Source organism: Rugamonas rivuli (genome assembly GCF_009380165.1).
Taxonomy (GTDB): Bacteria; Pseudomonadota; Gammaproteobacteria; order Burkholderiales; family Burkholderiaceae_D; genus Rugamonas; species Rugamonas rivuli.
In genome coordinates this window covers 113,043-133,358 of record NZ_WHUF01000003.1, presented here as the reverse complement: position 1 = coordinate 133,358, position 20,316 = coordinate 113,043, and the positions used below count along the sequence as shown (strand labels likewise).

Genomic DNA, 20,316 nt, shown 5'->3' with positions numbered 1-20,316 from the left:
ATACCTATGCGAACTCGTATCAGTGAAAAGCAGTGCCTGGCCTTGATCCTGGTTCTTGCGTTCTTCGTACGGGCCGCGACAGCCGTTGCCTTCCAATTCAAGCCTGTCAGCGACTATGCGGGATATGAGCACATGGCCGTGAACCTGCTTGCGGGCAGGGGCTTGCTTGAAGGCGGCAACTCCGCGTTCCTGAGCGCCGGTTATCCGCTGTTTGTTTTAGCGCCAGTCTTTGCAGTCTTTGGCCACCACTTGTTGGCGGCGCTGCTTGCGAACGCATTGCTGTGCACTGTCAGCGCGTGGCTGATTTACCTGATCGCCAGGGAGGCCGGAGCCGGCAGGGCGGGACGGCTGCTCAGCGTCGGCATCTACGCCCTTTACCTGCCGTCATGGATTTACGCGGCATACCTTGCCAAAGAAAATCTCATGACGCCGCTGATGCTTGGTGTTGTCCTGCTGTCCTTGCGCTGCACATACCATCCGTCGGCGCGGATTGCGGCCTCCATCGGGGCTGTGCTTGGTTTGCTTGCAATTGCCGGAAATGCCGGGTTGGCGCTTGCCCCGGTGCTGGTGATTGCGCTGGCGATGTCGCCCTTGTCTTTTTCCCGGAAACTGGCAAGGCTGGGCTTGGCCGGATTGGTCGCCATGCTGGTCGTGGCGCCTTGGCTGATCCGAAACTACCAGGTCGTCGGCGCCCCCGTTTTAAATACGAACGGAGGCTTCAATCTCTACCTGGGAAACAATCCCGCCGCCAACGGCATGTTCATCTCCATTGCCGACACGCCGAGAGGCCCGACCTGGCAGCTGTTGCGCAAGCAAGGGGAGCTGGTGGCAAACAACACATTGAAATCTGAAGCGCTGGCCTGGATAAGGCAGAACCCAGCCCGGTTCCTCAAGCTGTCCTTTAAAAAAGCCGCCCTGTTCTGGATGCCCCCGATACACGAGGGGGAGGGCCCTCAGTCCAAAGGAGAGGCCCTGACGCGCCTGGCCTGGCTCGCCCAGTATGTTTTGATCTGCGGCTTGGCGGTGGCCGGCATGGCCTATCGGCGGCTGCGCACCCCCAATACCGGCCTCATCTGGCTGGCCATCCTGTGCTACACCGCCGTGCACATGATTTTCTATGTGATTTATCGCTACCGGGAGCCGATCATGCCTCTGTTGATCATTCTCGCCGCACTGGTCATCGATTTCCTCATCTCCGATAAAAAATTCGCTACAATTGCGAGGTGACGTTAACGTAAACGTCAAATAAAAACGAGATAGGGACACACATGCAAATTCAGGACAATGTATTCATCGTAACCGGCGGCGCTTCGGGCCTGGGCGCCGCTACCGCCCGCATGATCACCGCGAATGGCGGCAAAGTCGTGCTGGCCGACGTGCAAGTGGAACCGGGCGAGGCGCTGGCCGCTGAGCTCAAGGCAGTATTCGTCAAATGCGACGTCACCTCGGAAGCCGACGGCAAGGCCGTGGTCGACGCCGCCGTCGCCCTCGGCACGCTGCGCGGCCTGATCAACTGCGCCGGTGTGGCGCCAGCCATCAAGACCGTCGGCAAGGACGGCCCGCACCCGCTGGACGTGTTCCAGCGCACCGTCAACATCAACCTGGTTGGCACCTTCAACATGGCCCGCCTGGCGGCTGACGCCATGGGCAAGACCGCCGCCACCGACAGCGGCGAGCGTGGCGTGATCATCAACACCGCCTCGGTCGCAGCCTTCGACGGCCAGATCGGCCAGGCCGCCTACGCCGCCTCCAAGGCCGCCGTCGCCGGCCTGACGCTGCCGATGGCGCGCGACCTGTCGCGCAGCGCCATCCGCGTGATGACCATCGCCCCAGGCATCTTCGAAACGCCTATGCTGATGGGCATGCCGGAAGAAGTCCGCACCGCGCTTGGCAATATGGTGCCGTTCCCGCCGCGCCTCGGTCGCCCGGACGAATACGCCCACCTGGCCAAGGCCATTATCGAAAACACCATGATGAACGGCGAAACCATCCGCCTGGACGGCGCCATCCGCATGCAGCCGAAGTAAGACCGCGAAAACGATTTACTCGATTTCGTGTAGGATGCCAGAGTGATCGGGCGCGCGGCCCTGGCCGCGCGCCTCTTATTTTGGAGAGTCCATGTCCCGTTTGAAGCCCCTGGCGCTCAGCTTCGCGCTGTCCCTTCCCCTGCTGGCCGCACTGCACGCGCCGGCCTACGCACAACGCACCAGCGCCGATGCCGCGCCCGAAATCGCCACCGGCTATGCCGAAAAGGCCGGCAAGTCCGCGCAAAAATTCATGGTGGCGGCAGCCAACCCGCTCGCCACCCAGGCCGGCTACCAGATGCTCAAGCAAGGCGGCAGCGCCATCGACGCCGCCATCGCCACCCAGCTGGTGCTGACGCTGGTGGAGCCGCAATCGTCCGGTATCGGCGGCGGCTCCTTCCTGCTGTACTCCGACGGCAAGCGCGTGCAATCCTACGACGGCCGCGAAACCGCGCCCGCCGCAGCGGACGAACACCTGTTCCAGGACAAGGACGGCAAGGCCGTCTCGCGCGAAGTCGGCGTGATCGGCGGCCGCTCGGTCGGCGCCCCCGGCGTGCTGCGCATGCTGGAGCTGGCCCACAAGGAGCACGGCAAGCTGCCATGGAAAGCGCTGTTCGCGCCGGCCATCAAGCTGGCCGAAGACGGCTTCAATGTCAGCCCGCGCCTGAACGCGCTGCTGTCGTATGACCGCTACCTGTCGCGCGACCCGGTCGCCAAAGCCTACTTCTTCGGCGAAGACGGCAAGCCGCGTCCGGTCGGCTATCTGCTGAAGAACCCTGAACTGGCGCGCACGCTGCGCGAGATCGCCGACGGCGGCGCCGACGCCTTCTACAAAGGCCGCATCGCCCGCGACATCGCCGCCAAGGTGGCCTCGCATCCGACCAATCCCGGCAAGCTGACCGCCGCCGACATCGCCGGCTACCAGGCCAAGGAGCGCACGCCGGTATGCAGCGACTACAAGGCATGGACCGTGTGCGGCGCACCGCCGCCATCCTCCGGCGGCATCGCCATCGCGCAGATGCTGGGCATCCTGGAAGTGAAGGACATCGCTCCCTACAAACCGGTCAACGGCGCGCTGACGGCCGAAGGCATCCACCTGTTCACCGAGGCAGGCCGCCTGGCCTACGCGGACCGCAACCGCTACGCCGCCGACACCGACTTCGTGCCGCTGCCGGGCAAAGGCGTGGAGGCCTTGCTGGACAAGGGCTACCTGAAGCAGCGCGCATCGCTGATCGGCGAGAAGTCCATGGGCCGCGCCAACTACGGCGTACCGGCCACGATGCAGGTGGCGTGGGGCGCCGACACCGCCATCGACAAACCGTCCACCTCCCACTTGGTGGCGGTGGACGCCTTCGGCGGCGGCCTGTCGATGACCACCTCGGTGGAAGACGCCTTCGGCGCGCGCCAGATGGTCGACGGCTTCATGCTGAACAACCAGCTGACCGACTTCTCCTTCGATTCGCAGGACGAGAACGGCCCGATCGCCAACCGCGTGCAGGCCGGCAAACGGCCGCGCAGCGCCATGTCGCCGACGCTGGTGTTCGACAAGGGCACGCACAAGCTGGTGCTGGCCACCGGCTCGCCGGGTGGTTCGACTATCATCAACTACGTGGCCAAGGTGCTGGTCGGCACGCTGGACTGGAAGCTCGATGTGCAGCAGGCCATCAGCCTGCCCAACTTCGGCAGCCGCAACGGCCCGACCGAGCTGGAAGCAGGGCGCGTGACGCCGGCCGTCATCGAGCAGCTGAAGGCGCGCGGCCACCAGGTGCGCGAGTTCGAGCTCAATTCCGGCCTGCAGGGCATCCAGCGCCGCACCGTCAACGGCAAGCCGGAGTGGTTCGGCGGCGCCGATCCCCGTCGCGAAGGTGTCGTATTAGGCGAATAATGGTGTCAAACGGCGTCAAACGCGCCCCAAATCCGGCAGACCCTGCTAATCTTGTCGTATGGGAATTCAAAAGAAAACAGGGTTGATCCTGACGGGCGGCGGCGCCCGCGCCGCTTACCAGGTCGGCGTGCTGCAGGCGATCTCGGAGATACTGTGGGAAGCGGGCTGGCCTCCTGCGCGCAACCCGTTCGACATCATATGCGGCACCTCGGCCGGCGCCATCAACGCCACCGCGCTGGCCTGCCGTGCCGATAACTTCGGCGAGGGCGTGCAAAAGCTGCTCGACGTCTGGCAGCACATCGAGGTCGAACAGGTCTACCGCGCCGATTCGCTGGGAGTGATCCGCTCCGGCGCGCGCTGGCTGTCGCTGCTGTCGTTCGGCTGGCTGCTGCGCAAATGGCGCGCCGCGCCGCCCGCGTCGCTGCTCGACAATACCCCGCTGGTCGGCCTGCTGCACCGCATGCTCGACCTGCCGCGCCTGGACGCGGTGCTGTCCGAAGGCCTGCTGCATGCGCTGGCCGTCACCGCCTCGTCCTACACCGCCGGCAACCACCTGACCTTTTACCAGACCGCCGCCGACATCGCGCCGTGGATACGCATGCAGCGCGTGGCGCTGCAGGACCAGATCGGCGTCGAGCATTTGCTGGCGTCGTCGGCGATCCCCTTCATCTTCCCGGCCACGCCGCTGTACATGGGCGGCCACCGCGAATACTGCGGCGACGGCTCGATGCGCCAGCTGGCGCCGATCTCGCCGGCCATCCACCTCGGCGCCAGCAAGGTGCTGGTAGTCGGCGCCGGCCGTCTGACCGAACCGGCCCGCAGCGCCGCCGAGAAGAGCGCCGCCCGCTATCCGAGCCTGGCGCAGATCGCCGGCCACGCGATGTCCTCGATCTTCCTCGACAGCCTGGCGGTCGACATCGAGCGGCTGGAGCGGGTCAACAAGACCTTGTCCATGCTGCCGCCGGAGCTGCTGGAACAGACGCCGCTCAAGCCGGTCAAGCTGCTGGTGATCGCGCCGTCCGAGCGGTTGGACGATATCGCCAGCCGCCACATCGCCAGTTTGCCTGCGCCGATACGCACCATGCTGTCGGGGATAGGAGCCACCGAAACACGCGGCGCCGCACTCGCGTCGTACCTCTTGTTCGAATCAACGTATACTTGCGAGTTGATCCGCCTCGGACAGCGCGACACGCAAGCGCGCAAGGACGATGTGCTGGCCTTCTTCGAATCCTGAAAACGGGGCTTTCCTTGTTGTTTTTTTTACGCCTTTGTAGCCGTTTGCTGCTGCCCGTCCTGCTGTTGTGGGGCATGGGCACGGCCGCTGCATGGGCGGGGGCGCCGCCGCGCACGCTGCGTTTCGAGCAGCTCAGCGTCGAACACGGGCTGGCGCAGGAGTCGGTGCTGGCCATCGCCCAGGACAAGCAGGGTTTCATCTGGCTGGGCACCCAGGCCGGCCTGACCCGCTTCGACGGCTACCGCACCGTCACTTACAAGAGCGCAGTCTCCGACCCGCGCAGCCTGGCGGACAACTGGGTGCGCGTGCTGCACCTGGACCGCTCCGGCCAGCTGTGGGTGGGCACCGACGGCGGCCTGGATCGCTACGACGCCGCCACCAAGACCTTCACCCACTTCCTGCCGCATGAATCGGCGCAGCGCGGCAACGGCAACCGCCACGTGCGCGCCATCGCCGACGATGGCCTGGGCGGCCTGTGGCTGGCCAGCGCCGACGGCCTGCATCACTTCGACCCGGTCAGCAAGCGCTTCACCAGCTGGCACCACGACCCGGCCGATGCCGGCAGCCTGGCCAACGACCAGGTCAACGCGCTGGCGCGCGACGCCGCCGGCCGCCTGTGGGTGGCCACCGCCACCGGCCTCGATATGCTGGCGCCGGGCGAATCGCGCTTCCAGCACTTCACGATAGACGCCAGCGGCGACAGCAAATACAACGCGGTGCTGGCGCTGCAGGTCGACAGCGCGCAGACGCTGTGGGTCGGCACGCTGGGCGGGCTGGAACAATGGCGCCTGCTGGGCAAGGAGCCGCAGCGCCGCCGCCTCGGTACGCGCGAGGGCATGAAGCCGGGCATGAGCATCACCACGCTGTACGTCGACGCCGAGACCAACGTCTGGGTCGGCACCCAGGCCGACGGCCTGCTGCGCTGGCTGCCGGCCGAGAACCGCCTGGTGCAGTATCTGCATCAATTCAGCGACAGCCACAGCGTCGCGGACAACCAGATCTCGGCGCTGTTCCGCGACCGTGTCGGCACCTTCTGGGTCGGCACCTGGAACGACGGCGCCAGCCGCGTGGACCTGGGCAGCGGCGGCTTCGCCCGCATCGTGCGCCAGGCCGATATTCCGAACACGCTGTCCGACAACAAGGTGCGCGCCATCGTCGCCGAGGCGCGCGGCCAGCTGTGGCTGGGCAGCAGCGGCGGCCTCAATCTGTACGACCCGGTCATCGGCGAGGGCAAGGTGTGGCGCCACGATCCGCTGCGCGCCAACAGCTTGAGCGACGACCAGGTGACGGCGCTGTGGCGCGAGAAGAACGGCAATATGTGGATCGGCGGCCGGGCCGGCGTCAACCACCTGAACGTGGAGAACGGCGCGATCAAGGCGCTGTCCTTCGTGCGCGGCGACCCGGCCAGCGACACCATCCGCAACATCGTCGGCGACCGCAGCGGCATCCTGTGGATCGCCTCGCGCGGCGGCCTGCACCGGCTGGACCCGCAGAGCATGGAGGTGCGCACCTTCCGCCACGATCCGTCCGACATGAGCAGCCTGGCCGACAACGTGGTGCGGCCGATACTGGAGGACCGCAAGGGCCAGCTATGGATAGGCACCTTCAACGGCCTCGATCTGCTGGACCGCAAGACCGGCAAGTTCCGCCACTTCCGGCGCGACGCGGCCGATCCCTTCAGCCTCAGTCACGACGAGGTGCACTACCTGTACGAGGATGGGCGCGGCATCATCTGGGTTGGTACGGCGGCGGGCCTGAACAAGATGGAAGTGGCGGCCGACGGCGGCATCCGCTTCCGCCGCTACCTGCGCAAGGACGGCATCGCCGACGACGCCATCGCATCGATCCTGCCTGACGACGCCGGCAATCTCTGGCTGAGCACCAACAGCGGCCTGTCGCGCCTCAACACCGAGACTGGCCTGGTGCGCAACTACAGCGGCGCCGACGGCACCATCGAAGGCGCCTACTTCGACGGCGCCGCGCTGCGCACGCCGGACGGCACGCTGTACTTCGGCGGCTTCAACGGCATCACCGCCTTCTCGCCGCCGGAAGTGCGCGAGAACAGCGTGGCGCCGACCGTGGCCATCACCGACTTCCAGATCTTTAACAAGTCGCTCAAGCCGGGGCAGGGCGAGCATCCCGACGTGCTGAAGGTGGCGATCGAACACACCAACGCGCTCACGCTGCTGGAAGGCGATTCCGTCTTCTCGCTGGAGTTCGCGGCGCTGCATTACGCGGCGCCGCAGCGCAACCGCTTCGCCTACCAGCTGCAGGGCTTCGACGAGGACTGGGTGGTGACGGATTCCACCAAGCGCTTCGCCACCTACACCAATCTCGATCCCGGCAAGTACACCTTCCGCGTCAAGGCCGCCAACAAGGACGGCATCTGGAACGACAACGCCGCCACGCTGGACATCACCATCCTGCCGCCGTTCTGGAAGGCTTGGTGGTTCCGCGGGCTGTTTGGCGTGGCTCTGGCGGGCGCCGCATACGCCGCCTACCACGCGCGCGTGCGCAGCCTGCACCACCAGCAGCAACGGCTGGAGGAACTGGTCAGCGCGCGCACGGCGGAGGTGGAACACAAGAACCAGCTGCTGCAACAGCAGAAGCAGGAACTGGAGCAGCGCCGCCTGGAAGCGGAAGCGCAGCGCGCCGAGGCCGAGCAGCGCCGCGTCGACACCGAGCGGCAGAAGGAAGAAGTCGAGCGCCAGAAGGAAAACGTCGAACAGGCTCACCGCAACATCTCGGTGCTGAGTGAATTGGGCCGCGAGATGAGCGCCACGCTGGACATGGAAACCACCATGCGCACGCTGTACCGCCATGTGCACCACCTGATGAACGCGCAGATCTTCGGCATCGGTTTCGTGCGCGAGGAGGACGGCGTGATCGACTTCCCGTTCGCCATCGAGGCCGGCGTGCGCACCTTGCCCTATCAACGCCTGCTGGACCAGCCCAACCAGCTGGCCGTATGGTGCCTGACGGAGCGCAAGCCGGTGTTCATTAACGACTTCGAGTCCGAATACCGCGACTACATGGACGAATCGGGCCTGGACACGCTGGTGCCCTGCATACGCGAGGACGGTGTGCCGGCCGCCGTGGCGCGCTCGATGATGTATGCGCCGCTGATCATCAGCGACAAGGTGGTCGGCCTGCTGTGCGTGCAAAGCCTGGAGAAGGACGCCTACCAGCAAGTGCACATGGACATGCTGCAGACGCTGGCCTCGCACGCCGCCGCCGGCCTGGAAAACGCCCGCGCCTACCAGCAGCTGGAAGAGGCGCTGCAAACCCTGCGCCAGACGCAGGAACAGCTGATGCAGCAGGAGCGCCAGGTGCGCCTGCACACCGAGGAACTGGCGCTGGCCAACCGCGCCTTGCAGGAGAACGACGAGCGCCTGCGCCTGGCCAAGCAGAAGGCGGAAGACGCCACCCGCCAGAAATCCGAATTCCTGGCCAATATGAGCCACGAGATGCGTACCCCGCTGGCCGGCGTGATCGGCATGCTGGGCTTCGCACTCCGCGACAGCCGGCTGGCGGTCAGCACCCGCGAGCAGATCCTGCGCGGCCAGGCCAATGCGCAGTCGCTGCTGTCGATCATCAACGACCTGCTGGACTTTTCGAAGATCGAGGCCGGCAAGCTGACCATCGAGAATATCGACTTCTCGTTGTCGTCGGCGGTGGAGAACGTGGTCAGCCTGTTCGAGGAGCAGGCGGCGGCGCACAGCGTGGGCTTCAGCCTGGAGTTCGGCGAGGGGCTGCCGCAGTTCGTCGTCGGCGATCCGACGCGCTTGCGCCAGGTGCTGGTCAACCTGGTCGGCAACGCCTTCAAGTTCACTGAAAAAGGTTCGGTGCGGATGCGCGTCGAACGCGTGCCGCAGGAGGACGACGAGCGCGCCCGCGCCGGCTTCAAGGGCGCCTTGAACCGCATCCGCTTCTGCGTCAGCGACACCGGCATCGGCATCGAGGCCGACGCCATTCCGCGCCTGTTCCAGCAGTTCGAGCAGGCCGACGCCTCCACTACGCGCCGCTACGGCGGCACCGGGCTGGGATTGGCGATCTGCCGCCAACTGGTCGAGCTGATGGGCGGCAGCATCAACGCCGTCAGCACGCCTGGCGACGGCAGCACGTTCTCGTTCGAGCTGCCGCTGGCGAACGGCGTGCCGCCGCCGATGGTGCCGCACGTGCCGCGCGAGCCGCACAGCCATCAGCTGAAGGTGCTGTGCGCGGAAGACTTCCCGACCAACCAGATCATCATCCGCATGATGCTGGAAGACCTGGGCCACAAGGTCGACATCGCCGCCAACGGCGCGCTGGCCGTCAAGGCCTGCTCGCTGACGCGCTATGACCTGATCCTGATGGACGGCCGCATGCCGGAAATGGACGGCGCCAGCGCCACCCGCCTGATACGCTCGGGCGGCACGGAGGCGGCGCCGGTGCGCGACCAGGAGCTGATGATCATCGCGCTGACCGCCAACGCCAGCGAGGAGGACCGCAGCCGCTACCTGGCCTCCGGCATGGACGATTTCCTGACCAAGCCTATCGACGAAGACAAGCTGCACTTCCAACTGAGCCGCGCGATCGAGCGCCAGCTGCAGCGCGGCTTCAAGCTGCCGCTGATGGAGCCGCGCCACAATCCGGCGCTCGGCACGCCGGAACTCGACACGCTGTTCGGCGTGGCGCCGGCGTCCGATGAACCGGCCCGGCTGGCGCAGCACAGCGGCGGCAGCGATCTGAAACTGCGGCTGCGCAGCGCCTTCAACCAGGACGCGCCGCTGCGGCTGGCGGAACTGGAGCGCGCCGTCGAGCAGGCCGACGCCGATACCGCCAGCCGTCTGCTGCACGGCATGAAGGGCAGCGCCGGCTATCTGGAGGAGCAGGAACTGCAGGCGCTGTGCGGGGAACTGGAGCTGGACGCGGACCACGGCAACTGGCCGCGCATCGCCGAGGCCATGCCGCAGCTGCGCGAACTGCTGCTGCGCGCTGGAGCGGCTAGCGCTTTGTAAGCTGCGGCTATTCGTCATCACCTTGGATGTCCAGGACATATAAGGTGAGTTTTTCATGTAATATCGTTGGTAAGTGCCGTACTAAGGTAATGCAAAATTAGTTATTAAGGGCACAGGGAGTCTCATGAAAGTTCTGGTAGTCGACGACGATGTCGTCTCGCGCATGGTGTTGATGCACCTGATCGACAGCTGCGGCAAGTTCGACATCGTTGAAGCGGAAGATGGCGCCGACGCCTGGCAGCAGCTGGAAGATGGTTTGCGTCCGGCGATCTGCTTCTGCGACCTGCGCATGCCGCGCCTGTCCGGCATGGAGCTGCTGCAGCGCGTGAAGGGTCACGCCGAAATTAACACCATGCCCTTCGTGCTGGTGACATCCGCCAACGACAAGGATACGGTGCAGGAGGCGACCCAGTCCGGCGCGGCCGGCTACATCGTCAAACCGTTCCAGGCGGAGCAGGTGCGGGTGCACCTGGTGAACTTCCTCGACCAGGCGGCCAGCGGCTACGACCACCACGCCGAAGAACCCGCCGCCACCTTGCGCCGGCTGGGCATCAACGCCGAGCGCCTGCTGGTCTACCTCAGCGGATTCCAGAACCAGTTGACCGCCGCCAGCGGCGACATCGACGCCTTGCTGGCCAAGGGCCTGCAGCAGGAAGCGCACGCGCGCATCGACCGACTGCATGCCGGCTGCGTCACGCTGGGCCTGGAGGGCGCCGCCGCCGCGCTGAAGAGTCTCGACCCCGGCGCCCTGTCCAGCGACACCGTGCAGTCGGTGCTGGCCGACGTGGTGCGCGCCGTGATCCATCAATCCGGTCTGGTGCGGCAGGGCGGCGCCGCCTGAGCGATAGCACTTGATGTCGCGATAGTTTAGGTTTAAAGTATCTGTTGCGTGAGCAGCGGACTCCGAACGACCTACAACTACAGGGCGACCATGACCAGACCGACAGCCAGTTCTGCCAGCACTTCCGTCACCGGCGACGACAGCGCATACACCGACCATTTCGCGCGCGAGCATCTGCCGCCGCAGGCGCTGTGGCCCGAACTGCGTTTCGACCTGCCCGAGCTTCACTACCCGCCGCGCCTGAACTGCGTGGCGGAGCTGTTCGACGGCGCGCTGGCCGGCGGCGCGGCCGGCCGCGTCGCGGTCCGTGGCGAGCAGCTGAGCTGGACCTACGCACAGCTGCTGGAGCAGATAGACCGCATCGCCCACGTGCTGCGCGGCCCGATGGGACTGGAGGCGGGCAATCGCGTGCTGCTGCGCGGCGCGAACAATCCGATGATGGCCGCTTGCATCCTGGCGGTGCTCAAGGCCGGCTGCATCGCGGTGCCGACCATGCCGCTGCTGCGCGCGCGCGAGCTGGGCGCCATCGCCGGCAAGGCCGAGATCAATGCCGTGCTTTGCGCCGACAGCCTGCGCGCCGAAATGGAGGCGGTGGATCTGCCGGCCGCCGTGCGTGACAGGACGCTGTGCTTCGGCGGCGCCGGCGCCGATGGTTCGCTCGAAGCGCTGATGGCGGTGCAGCCGTCCAGCTACGATGCGGTGGACACGGCGGCCGACGATGTCTGCCTGATCAGCTTCACCTCCGGCACCACCGGCATCCCGAAGGGGACCATGCATTTCCATCGCGACGTGATGGCGATCTGCGACTGCTTCCCGCGCTCGGTGCTGGAATCGCAGCGCAGCGACACTTTCATCGGCACGCCGCCGCTGGCCTTTACCTTCGGCCTTGGCGGCTTGCTGCTGTTCCCGTTGCGGGTGGGCGCGACCGCCGTGCTGCTGGAAAAGCTGACGCCGGAAACCCTGCTCAAGGCGATCGAACAATACCGGGCCACGGTATGCTTCACGGCGCCGACCTTCTACCGGCAGATGGCGCCGCTGGCCGACAAGTACGACATCGGCAGCCTGCAAAAAACCGTCTCCGCCGGCGAAGCGCTGCCGCTGGCGACGCGCGAGAGCTGGCGCCAGGCCACCGGCCTGTCGATGATAGACGGCATAGGCGCGACCGAGCTGCTGCACATCTTCATCTCGGCGGCGGGCGAGCAGATACGGCCGGGCGCCACCGGCAAGCCGGTGCCGGGCTACCAGGCCTGCATCCTCGACCACGACGGCAACCCTGTCGGGCCGGGCGTGATCGGCCGGCTGGCCGTGAAGGGGCCGACCGGTTGCCGCTACCTGGCGGACGAACGCCAGCGCGACTATGTGCTCAACGGCTGGAACTTGACCGGCGACGCCTACGAGATGGACGCCGACGGTTACTTCTACTACCGCTCGCGCACCGACGACATGATCATCTCGGCCGGTTACAACATCGCCGGGCCGGAGGTGGAGGATGCGCTGCTGCGGCATCCGGCGGTGGCCGAATGCGGCGTGATCGGCCGGGCCGACGAGGAGCGCGGGCAGATCGTCGAAGCCCATGTGGTGCTCAAGCCGGGCCACGAGGCCTCGCCGGAACTGACGTCGCAGCTGCAGGAGTTCGTCAAGGGCCAGATCGCGCCGTACAAGTATCCGCGCGCGATCCGCTTCCTGACCGCGCTGCCGCGCACCGAAACGGGAAAACTGCAGCGCTTCAAGCTGCGTACCGAATAAAGAGAGTCACATGAATATTGTTTGCATAGGCGGCGGCCCCGCCGGCCTGTATTTCAGCCTGTTGATGAAGAAGCAGAACCCGGTCCACCAGATCACGGTGGTGGAGCGCAACCGTCCCTACGACACCTTCGGCTGGGGCGTGGTGTTCTCCGACCAGACGCTGGGCAATCTGATGAACGCCGACGAGGCGACCGCGCGCGCCATTCAAGAATCGTTCAACCATTGGGACGATATCGACGTCTACTTCAAGGACGCGAAGGTCACGTCCGGCGGCCACGGTTTCTGCGGCATCGGCCGCAAGCGCGTGCTCAACATCCTGCAGCAGCGTTGCGAGGAGCTGGGCGTGTCGCTGGTGTTCGAGACCGAGGTGCTGGACGACCAGGAAATCGCCGCCCGCTATGGCGCGGATCTGGTGATCGCCTCCGACGGTTTGAACAGCCGCATCCGCACCCGCTACGCCGCCAGCTACCTGCCGCAGATCGAAGCGCGCCAGTGCCGCTTTGTGTGGCTGGGCACGCGCAAGAAGTTCGACGCCTTCACCTTCTCCTTCAAACAGACGGAGCACGGCTGGTTCCAGGCGCACATCTACCAGTACGACGGCGACACCTCGACCTTCATCGTCGAGACGCCGGAATCGGTATGGCGCGCGGCGGGGCTGGAGGAGATGAGCCAGGAGGAGTCGGTCGCATATTGCGAGAAGCTGTTTGCCGACCAGCTGGACGGCCATGGCTTGATGTCCAATTCGGCGCACCTGCGCGGCTCCGCCATGTGGATCAAGTTTCCGCGCATCGTCTGCGACAAGTGGGTGCACTGGAACGGCGAAGTGCCGGTGGTGCTGATGGGCGACGCCGCGCATTCGGCGCATTACTCGATCGGCTCCGGCACCAAGCTGGCGCTGGAGGATGCGATTGAGCTGGCGCGCTGTTTCGGTGAGCATGACGATGCGGCGACGGCGCTGGCGGCCTACCAGTCGGTGCGCGCGGTGGAGGTCATCAAGCTGCAAAGCGCGGCGCGCAATTCGATGGAGTGGTTCGAGAACGTCGAGCGCTACACGGCGATGGAAGCGCCGCAGTTCGCTTACTCGATGCTGACCCGCAGCCAGCGGCTGTCGCACGAGAACCTGCGCCTGCGCGACGCCGGCTACGTGGCGGACTATGAGCGCTGGTTCGCGGCGCGCTCGTTCGCGCAGGCGGGCTTGCAGGCGGCGCCTGCACAGCCTGTGCCGCCGATGTTCACGCCCTTCAAGGTGCGCGATGTCGTGCTGAAAAACCGTATCGTCGTCTCGCCGATGGCGCAGTACAGCGCGGCGGACGGCGTGGTCGGCGATTATCACTTGGCCCACCTGGGCGCGCGGGCCATGGGCGGCGCGGCGATGGTGTTCGCCGAGATGACCTGCGTGTCGGCGGACGCGCGCATCACGCCGGCCTGTCCCGGCATGTACGCGCCGGAGCACACGCAGGCCTGGAAGCGCATCGTCGATTTCGTCCACCAGCACAGCGACGCGAAGATCGCGCTGCAGCTGGGCCATGCCGGGGCCAAGGGTTCGACCCGCGCCATGTGGGACGGCATCGACCAGCCGCTCGACAAAGGCAACTGGCCGCTGGTCTCGGCTTCGCCGCAGCAGTACCTGGCCGGCGTTTCGCAAACCGCGCGCGCGATGACCTTGGCCGATATGGACCGCATCGAAGCCGACTTCGTGCGCGCCACGCAGGCGGCCGATGCTGCGGGCTTCGACTGGGTCGAGCTGCACTGCGCGCATGGCTACCTGCTGTCGTCCTTCATCTCGCCGCTGACCAACGAGCGCGGCGACGAATTTGGCGGCAGCCTGCAAAACCGCTGCCGCTATCCGCTGCGCGTGTTCGCGGCGATGCGCGCCGTCTGGCCGCAGCACAAGCCGATAAGCGTGCGCATCTCGGCGCATGACTGGGTCGAAGGCGGCATCACGCCGGACGATGCGGTGCAGATCGCGCGCCTGTTCAAGGCCGCCGGTGCCGACATGATCGATTGCTCGTCGGGGCAGGTCAGCAAGCTGGAAAAGCCGGTCTATGGACGCATGTTCCAGACGCCGTTCGCTGACCGCATCCGCAACGAGGCGGGCATCGGCGCGATTGCGGTTGGCTCGATCTTCGAGGCCGACCACGCCAACGGCATCATCGCCGCCGGTCGCGCAGACTTGTGCGCGGTCGGCCGTCCGCATCTGGCCAATCCGGCGTGGACGCTGGCGGAAGCTGCTCGGATAGGTTATTCCGCCGTCGCCTGGCCGAAGCAGTACCTGCCGGCCAAGCAGCAGCTGGAACGCAATCTGGAGCGCGAGCGTCAGCTGGCGGCGGCCAACACCGGCCTCACCCCGCAGCAGGTCGCGGCCAAGCTGCTGGAAGGATGAACGCATGAGCGAGACAGTTCAACTGCCGCTGGCTGGCAAGCACGCACTGGTGACGGGCGGCGCGCGCGGCATCGGCGCCGCTTGCGCGCAGGCCTTGCTGCTGCGCGGCGCGCGCGTCACGCTGGCGGGCCGCGACGCGCAGGCGCTGCTGGCCGCCGTCGAGGCGATGAGCGCCATCGCCGTGCCGCCTGGCGGCGCGGTGGCCATGCAGGTGCTGGACGTGACCGATGAAGCCTCGGTACGCAGCGGCTTTGCGGGCGCGGTGGAGCGCTTCGGCCGCATCGACATCCTGGTCAACAACGCCGGCCAGGCCGCGCCTGCGCCGTTCGGCAAGACCGACGCCGCGCTGTGGCAGCGCATGCTGGACGTGAACCTGACCGGCACCTTCCACTGCACCCAGGCCGCGCTGCCCGGCATGCTGGACGCGAAGTGGGGCCGCATCGTCAACGTTGCCTCGACTGCGGGACTGATCGGTTATCGTTACGTGTCGGCCTACGTCGCCGCCAAGCACGGCGTGATCGGCCTGACGCGCGCGCTGGCGCTGGAGGTTGCGGCCAAGGGTGTGACGGTCAACGCCGTCTGCCCCGGCTACACCGAAACCGATATCGTGCGCGAAGCGGTCGCCAATATCGCCGCCAAGACCGGCCGCAGCGAGGACGAGGCGCGCGCCGAACTGGCCGCCGCCAATCCGCAGAAGCGGCTGGTGCAGAGCGAGGAAGTGGCCAGCGCCGTGGCCTGGCTTTGCCTGCCCGAAGCGGGCGCCATGAATGGACAATCCGTCGCCGTCGCCGGCGGCGAAGTAATGTGAAGCACGAGGAAGCTATGCCACCATTTTCAGACAACGAGAATCAACCGAATCCCATCGACGACGAGGACGAGGGAGCGCCGGTGCTCGACCTGGCCAGCCGCCTGACGCAGGATCACCATCAGTCGCTCAAGCTGTGGCTGCGCATGCTGTCCTGCACCGTCAAGATCGAGAACGAAATCCGCAGCCGGCTGCGCGCCAGCTTCGGCATCACGCTGCCGCGCTTCGATTTGATGGCGCAGCTGGAGCGCTATCCGCAAGGCCTGCGCATGGGCGAGCTGTCGAAGCGGATGATGGTCACCGGCGGGAACATCACCGGCATCACCGACCAGCTGGAGCAGGAGAAGCTGGTGGTGCGCGTGCCCGATCCGAAAGACGGCCGCGCCTACAGCGTCAAGCTGACGGCGGCCGGCCGCAAGGCCTTCGCCACCATGGCCGCCGTGCACGAGGGCTGGATCGCCGAACTGCTGCAAGACATGTCCGGCGCCGACAAGAGCCAGCTGATCGACCTGCTATCGCAGATGAAGCAGCACCTGAACGCCTCGGACGAAAAATAAGGAACCACACCATGCGATATCTTCCCGGCGAAGCGCAGCAACTGCCCGGCAACCGCGCCGCGCTGGCCGACTACCAGGCCAGCCACTTTCTGTTTGAAGTCAGCGCCGGCGTCGCCACGCTGACGCTGAACCGCCCCGAGCGCAAGAATCCGCTGACCTTCGATTCCTACGCCGAGCTGCGCGACCTGTTCCGCGCGCTGGCCTATGCGGACGACGTCAAGGCCATCGTCATCACCGGCGCGGGCGAGAACTTCTGCTCCGGCGGCGACGTGCACGACATCATCGGCCCGCTGACCAAGCTGGATATGCCTGGCCTGCTGGCGTTCACGCGCATGACGGGCGATCTGGTGAAGGCTATCCGCGCCTGCCCGCAGCCTGTCGTGGCGGCGGTCGACGGCATCTGCGCCGGCGCCGGCGCAATCCTGGCGCTGGCCTCGGACATCCGCCTCGGCACGGCACGCAGCAAGACCGCCTTCCTGTTCACGCGGGTGGGCCTGGCCGGCTGCGATATGGGCGCCTGCGCCTTGCTGCCGCGCGTGATCGGCCAGGGCCGCGCCGCCGAGCTGCTGTACACCGGCCGTTCGATGTCCGGCGCGGAGGCCGAACGCTGGGGCTTCTTCAACAGCCTGCAGGAACCGGAAGCGCTGCTGGACGCTGCGCTGGCCTTCGCCCGCGGCCTGGCCGACGGTCCGACCTTCGCCCACGGCATGACCAAGAAGATGCTGCAGCAGGAGTGGAACATGGGTGTCGACGAAGCCATCGAGGCGGAAGCGCAGGCGCAGGCGATTTGCATGGCGACCAACGATTTTCATCGCGCTTACCACGCGTTCGTGGCGAAACAAAAACCTGAATTCGAAGGCGACTAATGGCTGACAAGACTTATCTGGAATGGCCGTTCTTCGATGCGCGCCACGCGGTGCTGGAGCGCGAGCTCGATGCCTGGGCCACGCAGCATATCGCGCAGCAGCATGAGGCGGACGTCGATGCGGCCTGCCGCCATCTGGTGCGCCAGTTGGGCGACGGCGGTTGGCTCAAACATGCGATCGCCGGCGCCGCCTACGGCGCGGCGGGCGAGGGCATCGATACCCGCGCCATCTGCCTGATCCGCGAAACGCTGGCGCGGCATAACGGCCTGGCCGATTTCGCCTTCGCCATGCAGGGGCTGGGCTCCGGCGCCATCAGCCTGCACGGCACGGCGGCCCAGCGCGAGGCCTACCTGCCGCGCGTGGTGCGTGGCGACGCCATCGCGGCCTTCGCGTTGTCCGAACCGCAGGCCGGTTCCGATGTCGCCGCCATGCAGTGCGCGGCGGTCCGCGACGGCGATCACTATGTGCTCAACGGCGAGAAGACCTGGATTTCCAACGGCGGCATCGCCGATTTCTACGTGGTGTTCGCACGCACCGGCGAACAGCCCGGCGCGCGCGGCATCAGCGCCTTCATCGTCGATGCCGGCACGCCGGGCTTCGATATCGCGGAACGCATCCAGGTGATCGCGCCGCATCCGCTTGCGCGCCTGACGTTCAACGATTGCCGCATCCCTGCCGCGCAGCGCATCGGCGAGGCGGGGCAGGGCTTCAAGGTGGCGATGTCCACGCTGGACGTGTTCCGCACCTCGGTGGCGGCGGCGGCGCTGGGCTTTGCGCGGCGCGCGCTGGACGAGGCGCTGGCGCACGCCACGCAGCGCAAGATGTTCGGCCAGGCGCTGTCGGATTTCCAGATGACGCAGGCGAAGCTGGCGCAGATGGCGACCGGCATCGACGCCGCCGCGCTGCTGACTTATCGCGCCGCCTGGCAGCGCGACCAGGGCCGCAACGTCACCAAGGAGGCGGCGATGGCCAAGATGACGGCCACCGAGACGGCGCAGCAGGTGATCGACGCCGCGCTGCAGATGTTCGGCGGCCTAGGCGTGGTCAGCGAGCAGCCGGTCGAGCGCTTGTACCGCGAGATCCGCGCGCTGCGCATCTACGAGGGCGCCACCGAAGTACAGCAATTGATCATCGCGCGCGAACTGCTGCGCGCGGCAAACACTAAGGAACAATGATGGAATTTCTTCAACCGCCGGGCTGGGTCCGGCCGCGTGGCTATTCGAACGGCGTGGCCGCCAGCGGGCGCATGGTGTGCGTCAGCGGCATGATAGGGTGGGACGGGCAGGGCGTGTTCCACACCGACGACTTCGCCGGCCAGGTGCGCCAGGCGCTGCAGAACGCGGTCGAGGTGCTGGCCGAGGCGGGCGCGAAGCCCGAGCATATCGTGCGCATGACCTGGTATGTGCTGGACAAGAAGGAGTACGTGGGCGCCTACAAGGAAGTCGGCGCCGCCTACCGCGACATCATCGGCAAGCATTTCCCGGCGATGACGGCGGTGCAGGTGGCCGGCCTGGTCGAGGACCGGGCGCGGGTGGAGATCGAGGTGACGGCCGTGGTGCCGATGGCATAGATCCCGCTCAGGCGCGGGATTTGGCCGTCTGCTGCGGCGGCTTGGACTGGGCCGTGTGCGGCTTCTGCGTCCAACCCTTGAGCACACGTGCAATCGGGTGTTCCACGAATCTGTACATCAGCAGCCCGACCAGATTGGCGAGTATCACGGCGCATGCAAGCAACAGCGCGAACTTGAGCCACTGGCCTTCCTCGGTACGGTAGGACAGGAACTTGATCGCGCCCAGCATGAAACCGTGGAACAGATAGGTGCTGAACGATGCATCGCCCAGGCGCTCCAGGATGGCCACAGTCTTGCCGGTATGGACGGGCTGGTAGCTCGCCGCCGCCCACACGCAGGCCGACACCATCACCAGGTTGTAGGCCAGGTGCGTGCCTTCAGGCAGATACAGATTGACCCATATGCCGCCCGCCATCAACGCCAGGCAGATGACCAGTGGCGACGCCACCGAGGCCGAGCGCCAATGGACATGCTTGCACAGCGTGGCAATCAGCATCCCGCATGCGAAGAACAGCAGGATTTGTTGCATGTAGAACGCCAGGACGACGTTCATCTCCGCAGCGTAGCTGTGTGTGGCGGCAAAGGCCACGAACACGGCGATGCTGAGCGCCATTCCGCCCATGCGGGGCAGGATCAGCGACAAGGCAAACACCAGATAAAAGAACATTTCCAGATTCAGCGTCCAGCCCTGGCCAAGGATGGGCCGGTAAAAGCCTTTGTCGCCGATATAGGGAACGAAGAGCAGCGATTTAAAATAGTTAACGATCGTGTAGTGTTCGCCGGCATTGAACTTGTTTATGAATTGCATGGTTGTCGCAATGGCATAAACGGGCAGGATGCGCAGCATGCGCCGGAAGAAGAAATCGGCGCTTTTGGCGACGCTTCCAAATGCGTCGTATTGGGTGGTCACCATAATGAAGCCGCTGATGCCAAAGAAAACGATGACGCCGATTAATCCCAGCGGCGGCACCTCATAATGTCCGGCATTGGCCCAGTGATTGACGACGTTGCCAATTAGATGCTCAGCAACGACCAGCGAGGCCGCAGCAAACCTGAGTATCTGAATGCCATGGTATTTTTTCATAGGAGTGGGGGTGACGGGGTGAACAGTCCTCCTCTGGCGAGGAGAGGGCGATTTCCAGTCCCTATTATAATTTAACAAACTCGTATTATTCGAAATGAAATGTCAAGCGGGAACAGGCCGATACGCTGCGGCTTGCGGAGCTGTCTTGCAAAAAAATCCAGGACGGGCATGCTTACCTCTGGGCGACACGAAGGTTAGCGGCTACAATGGCGGCTCATTCAGCGTGTCGCCATAGTTCAACGGATAGAACAGGTTCCTCCTAAGAATCAGATACAGGTTCGATTCCTGTTGGCGACACCACTCCCCACCCCGTCCGCTTTC

The 20,316-nt window shown here is 65.8% G+C and carries 14 protein-coding genes and 1 tRNA gene; 14 read left to right on the top strand and 1 reads right to left on the bottom strand.

Annotation, left to right across the window (positions count from 1 at the left end):
- Window positions 1-6 precede the first annotated feature (6 nt).
- The 13 genes from GEV01_RS10960 (at window position 7) to GEV01_RS10900 (ending at window position 18,911) form a co-directional block, all read left to right on the top strand.
- Window positions 7-1,227, top strand: a complete 1,221-nt coding sequence (locus GEV01_RS10960; RefSeq protein WP_152804245.1) for a glycosyltransferase family 39 protein — start codon at window positions 7-9, stop codon at window positions 1,225-1,227.
- A gap of 41 nt (window positions 1,228-1,268) precedes the next feature.
- A complete protein-coding gene (locus GEV01_RS10955) occupies window positions 1,269-2,027 on the top strand; it encodes an SDR family NAD(P)-dependent oxidoreductase (protein WP_070270085.1) in 759 nt (252 codons plus the stop codon).
- Between the two features lie 91 nt (window positions 2,028-2,118).
- Entirely contained in the window at window positions 2,119-3,909 is a 1,791-nt protein-coding gene (gene ggt / locus GEV01_RS10950; RefSeq protein WP_152804243.1) for a gamma-glutamyltransferase, read from the top strand.
- Between the two features lie 58 nt (window positions 3,910-3,967).
- Window positions 3,968-5,143: a patatin-like phospholipase family protein gene (locus GEV01_RS10945; protein WP_070270088.1), complete on the top strand. Its 1,176-nt coding sequence runs from the start codon at window positions 3,968-3,970 to the stop codon at window positions 5,141-5,143.
- A 74-nt stretch (window positions 5,144-5,217) separates the two neighbouring features.
- Window positions 5,218-10,143 carry a two-component regulator propeller domain-containing protein gene (locus GEV01_RS10940; RefSeq protein WP_235914363.1) on the top strand — a complete coding sequence of 1,642 codons (4,926 nt, stop codon included), beginning with the start codon at window positions 5,218-5,220 and terminating at the stop codon, window positions 10,141-10,143.
- Window positions 10,144-10,267: 124 nt separating this feature from the next.
- Window positions 10,268-10,984, top strand: a complete 717-nt coding sequence (locus GEV01_RS10935; protein ID WP_152804241.1) for a response regulator — start codon at window positions 10,268-10,270, stop codon at window positions 10,982-10,984.
- Window positions 10,985-11,074: 90 nt separating this feature from the next.
- Window positions 11,075-12,730 (top strand): AMP-binding protein, encoded by a 1,656-nt coding sequence (locus GEV01_RS10930; protein ID WP_152804239.1) that lies wholly within the window; start codon window positions 11,075-11,077, stop codon window positions 12,728-12,730.
- Between the two features lie 10 nt (window positions 12,731-12,740).
- Window positions 12,741-15,113, top strand: coding sequence for a bifunctional salicylyl-CoA 5-hydroxylase/oxidoreductase (locus GEV01_RS10925; RefSeq protein ID WP_152804237.1), 2,373 nt, complete (start codon window positions 12,741-12,743; stop codon window positions 15,111-15,113).
- 4 nt (window positions 15,114-15,117) lie between these two features.
- Window positions 15,118-15,921 (top strand): SDR family NAD(P)-dependent oxidoreductase, encoded by an 804-nt coding sequence (locus tag GEV01_RS10920; RefSeq protein WP_152804235.1) that lies wholly within the window; start codon window positions 15,118-15,120, stop codon window positions 15,919-15,921.
- Between the two features lie 14 nt (window positions 15,922-15,935).
- Entirely contained in the window at window positions 15,936-16,475 is a 540-nt protein-coding gene (locus GEV01_RS10915) for a MarR family winged helix-turn-helix transcriptional regulator (protein WP_152804233.1), read from the top strand.
- Window positions 16,476-16,486: 11 nt separating this feature from the next.
- The gene (locus tag GEV01_RS10910) at window positions 16,487-17,341 is read left to right on the top strand and encodes an enoyl-CoA hydratase family protein (protein WP_152804231.1); all 855 of its coding nucleotides are present in this window, start codon (window positions 16,487-16,489) and stop codon (window positions 17,339-17,341) included.
- Window positions 17,341-18,516 carry an acyl-CoA dehydrogenase family protein gene (locus GEV01_RS10905; RefSeq protein WP_152804229.1) on the top strand — a complete coding sequence of 392 codons (1,176 nt, stop codon included), beginning with the start codon at window positions 17,341-17,343 and terminating at the stop codon, window positions 18,514-18,516. The genes GEV01_RS10910 and GEV01_RS10905 overlap by 1 nt, the downstream gene beginning before the upstream one ends.
- Window positions 18,516-18,911 carry a RidA family protein gene (locus GEV01_RS10900; RefSeq protein ID WP_152804227.1) on the top strand — a complete coding sequence of 132 codons (396 nt, stop codon included), beginning with the start codon at window positions 18,516-18,518 and terminating at the stop codon, window positions 18,909-18,911. The genes GEV01_RS10905 and GEV01_RS10900 overlap by 1 nt, the downstream gene beginning before the upstream one ends.
- Window positions 18,912-18,918: 7 nt before the next feature.
- Here the strand turns inward: GEV01_RS10900 and GEV01_RS10895 are convergent, their stop codons facing one another.
- The gene (locus GEV01_RS10895; protein WP_152804225.1) at window positions 18,919-19,995 is read right to left on the bottom strand and encodes an acyltransferase family protein; all 1,077 of its coding nucleotides are present in this window, start codon (window positions 19,993-19,995) and stop codon (window positions 18,919-18,921) included.
- 225 nt (window positions 19,996-20,220) lie between these two features.
- On the opposite strand from GEV01_RS10895, the gene GEV01_RS10890 reads away from it, so the two are divergent.
- Window positions 20,221-20,295: transfer RNA gene (locus GEV01_RS10890), tRNA-Arg, on the top strand.
- Window positions 20,296-20,316: the final 21 nt, after the last annotated feature.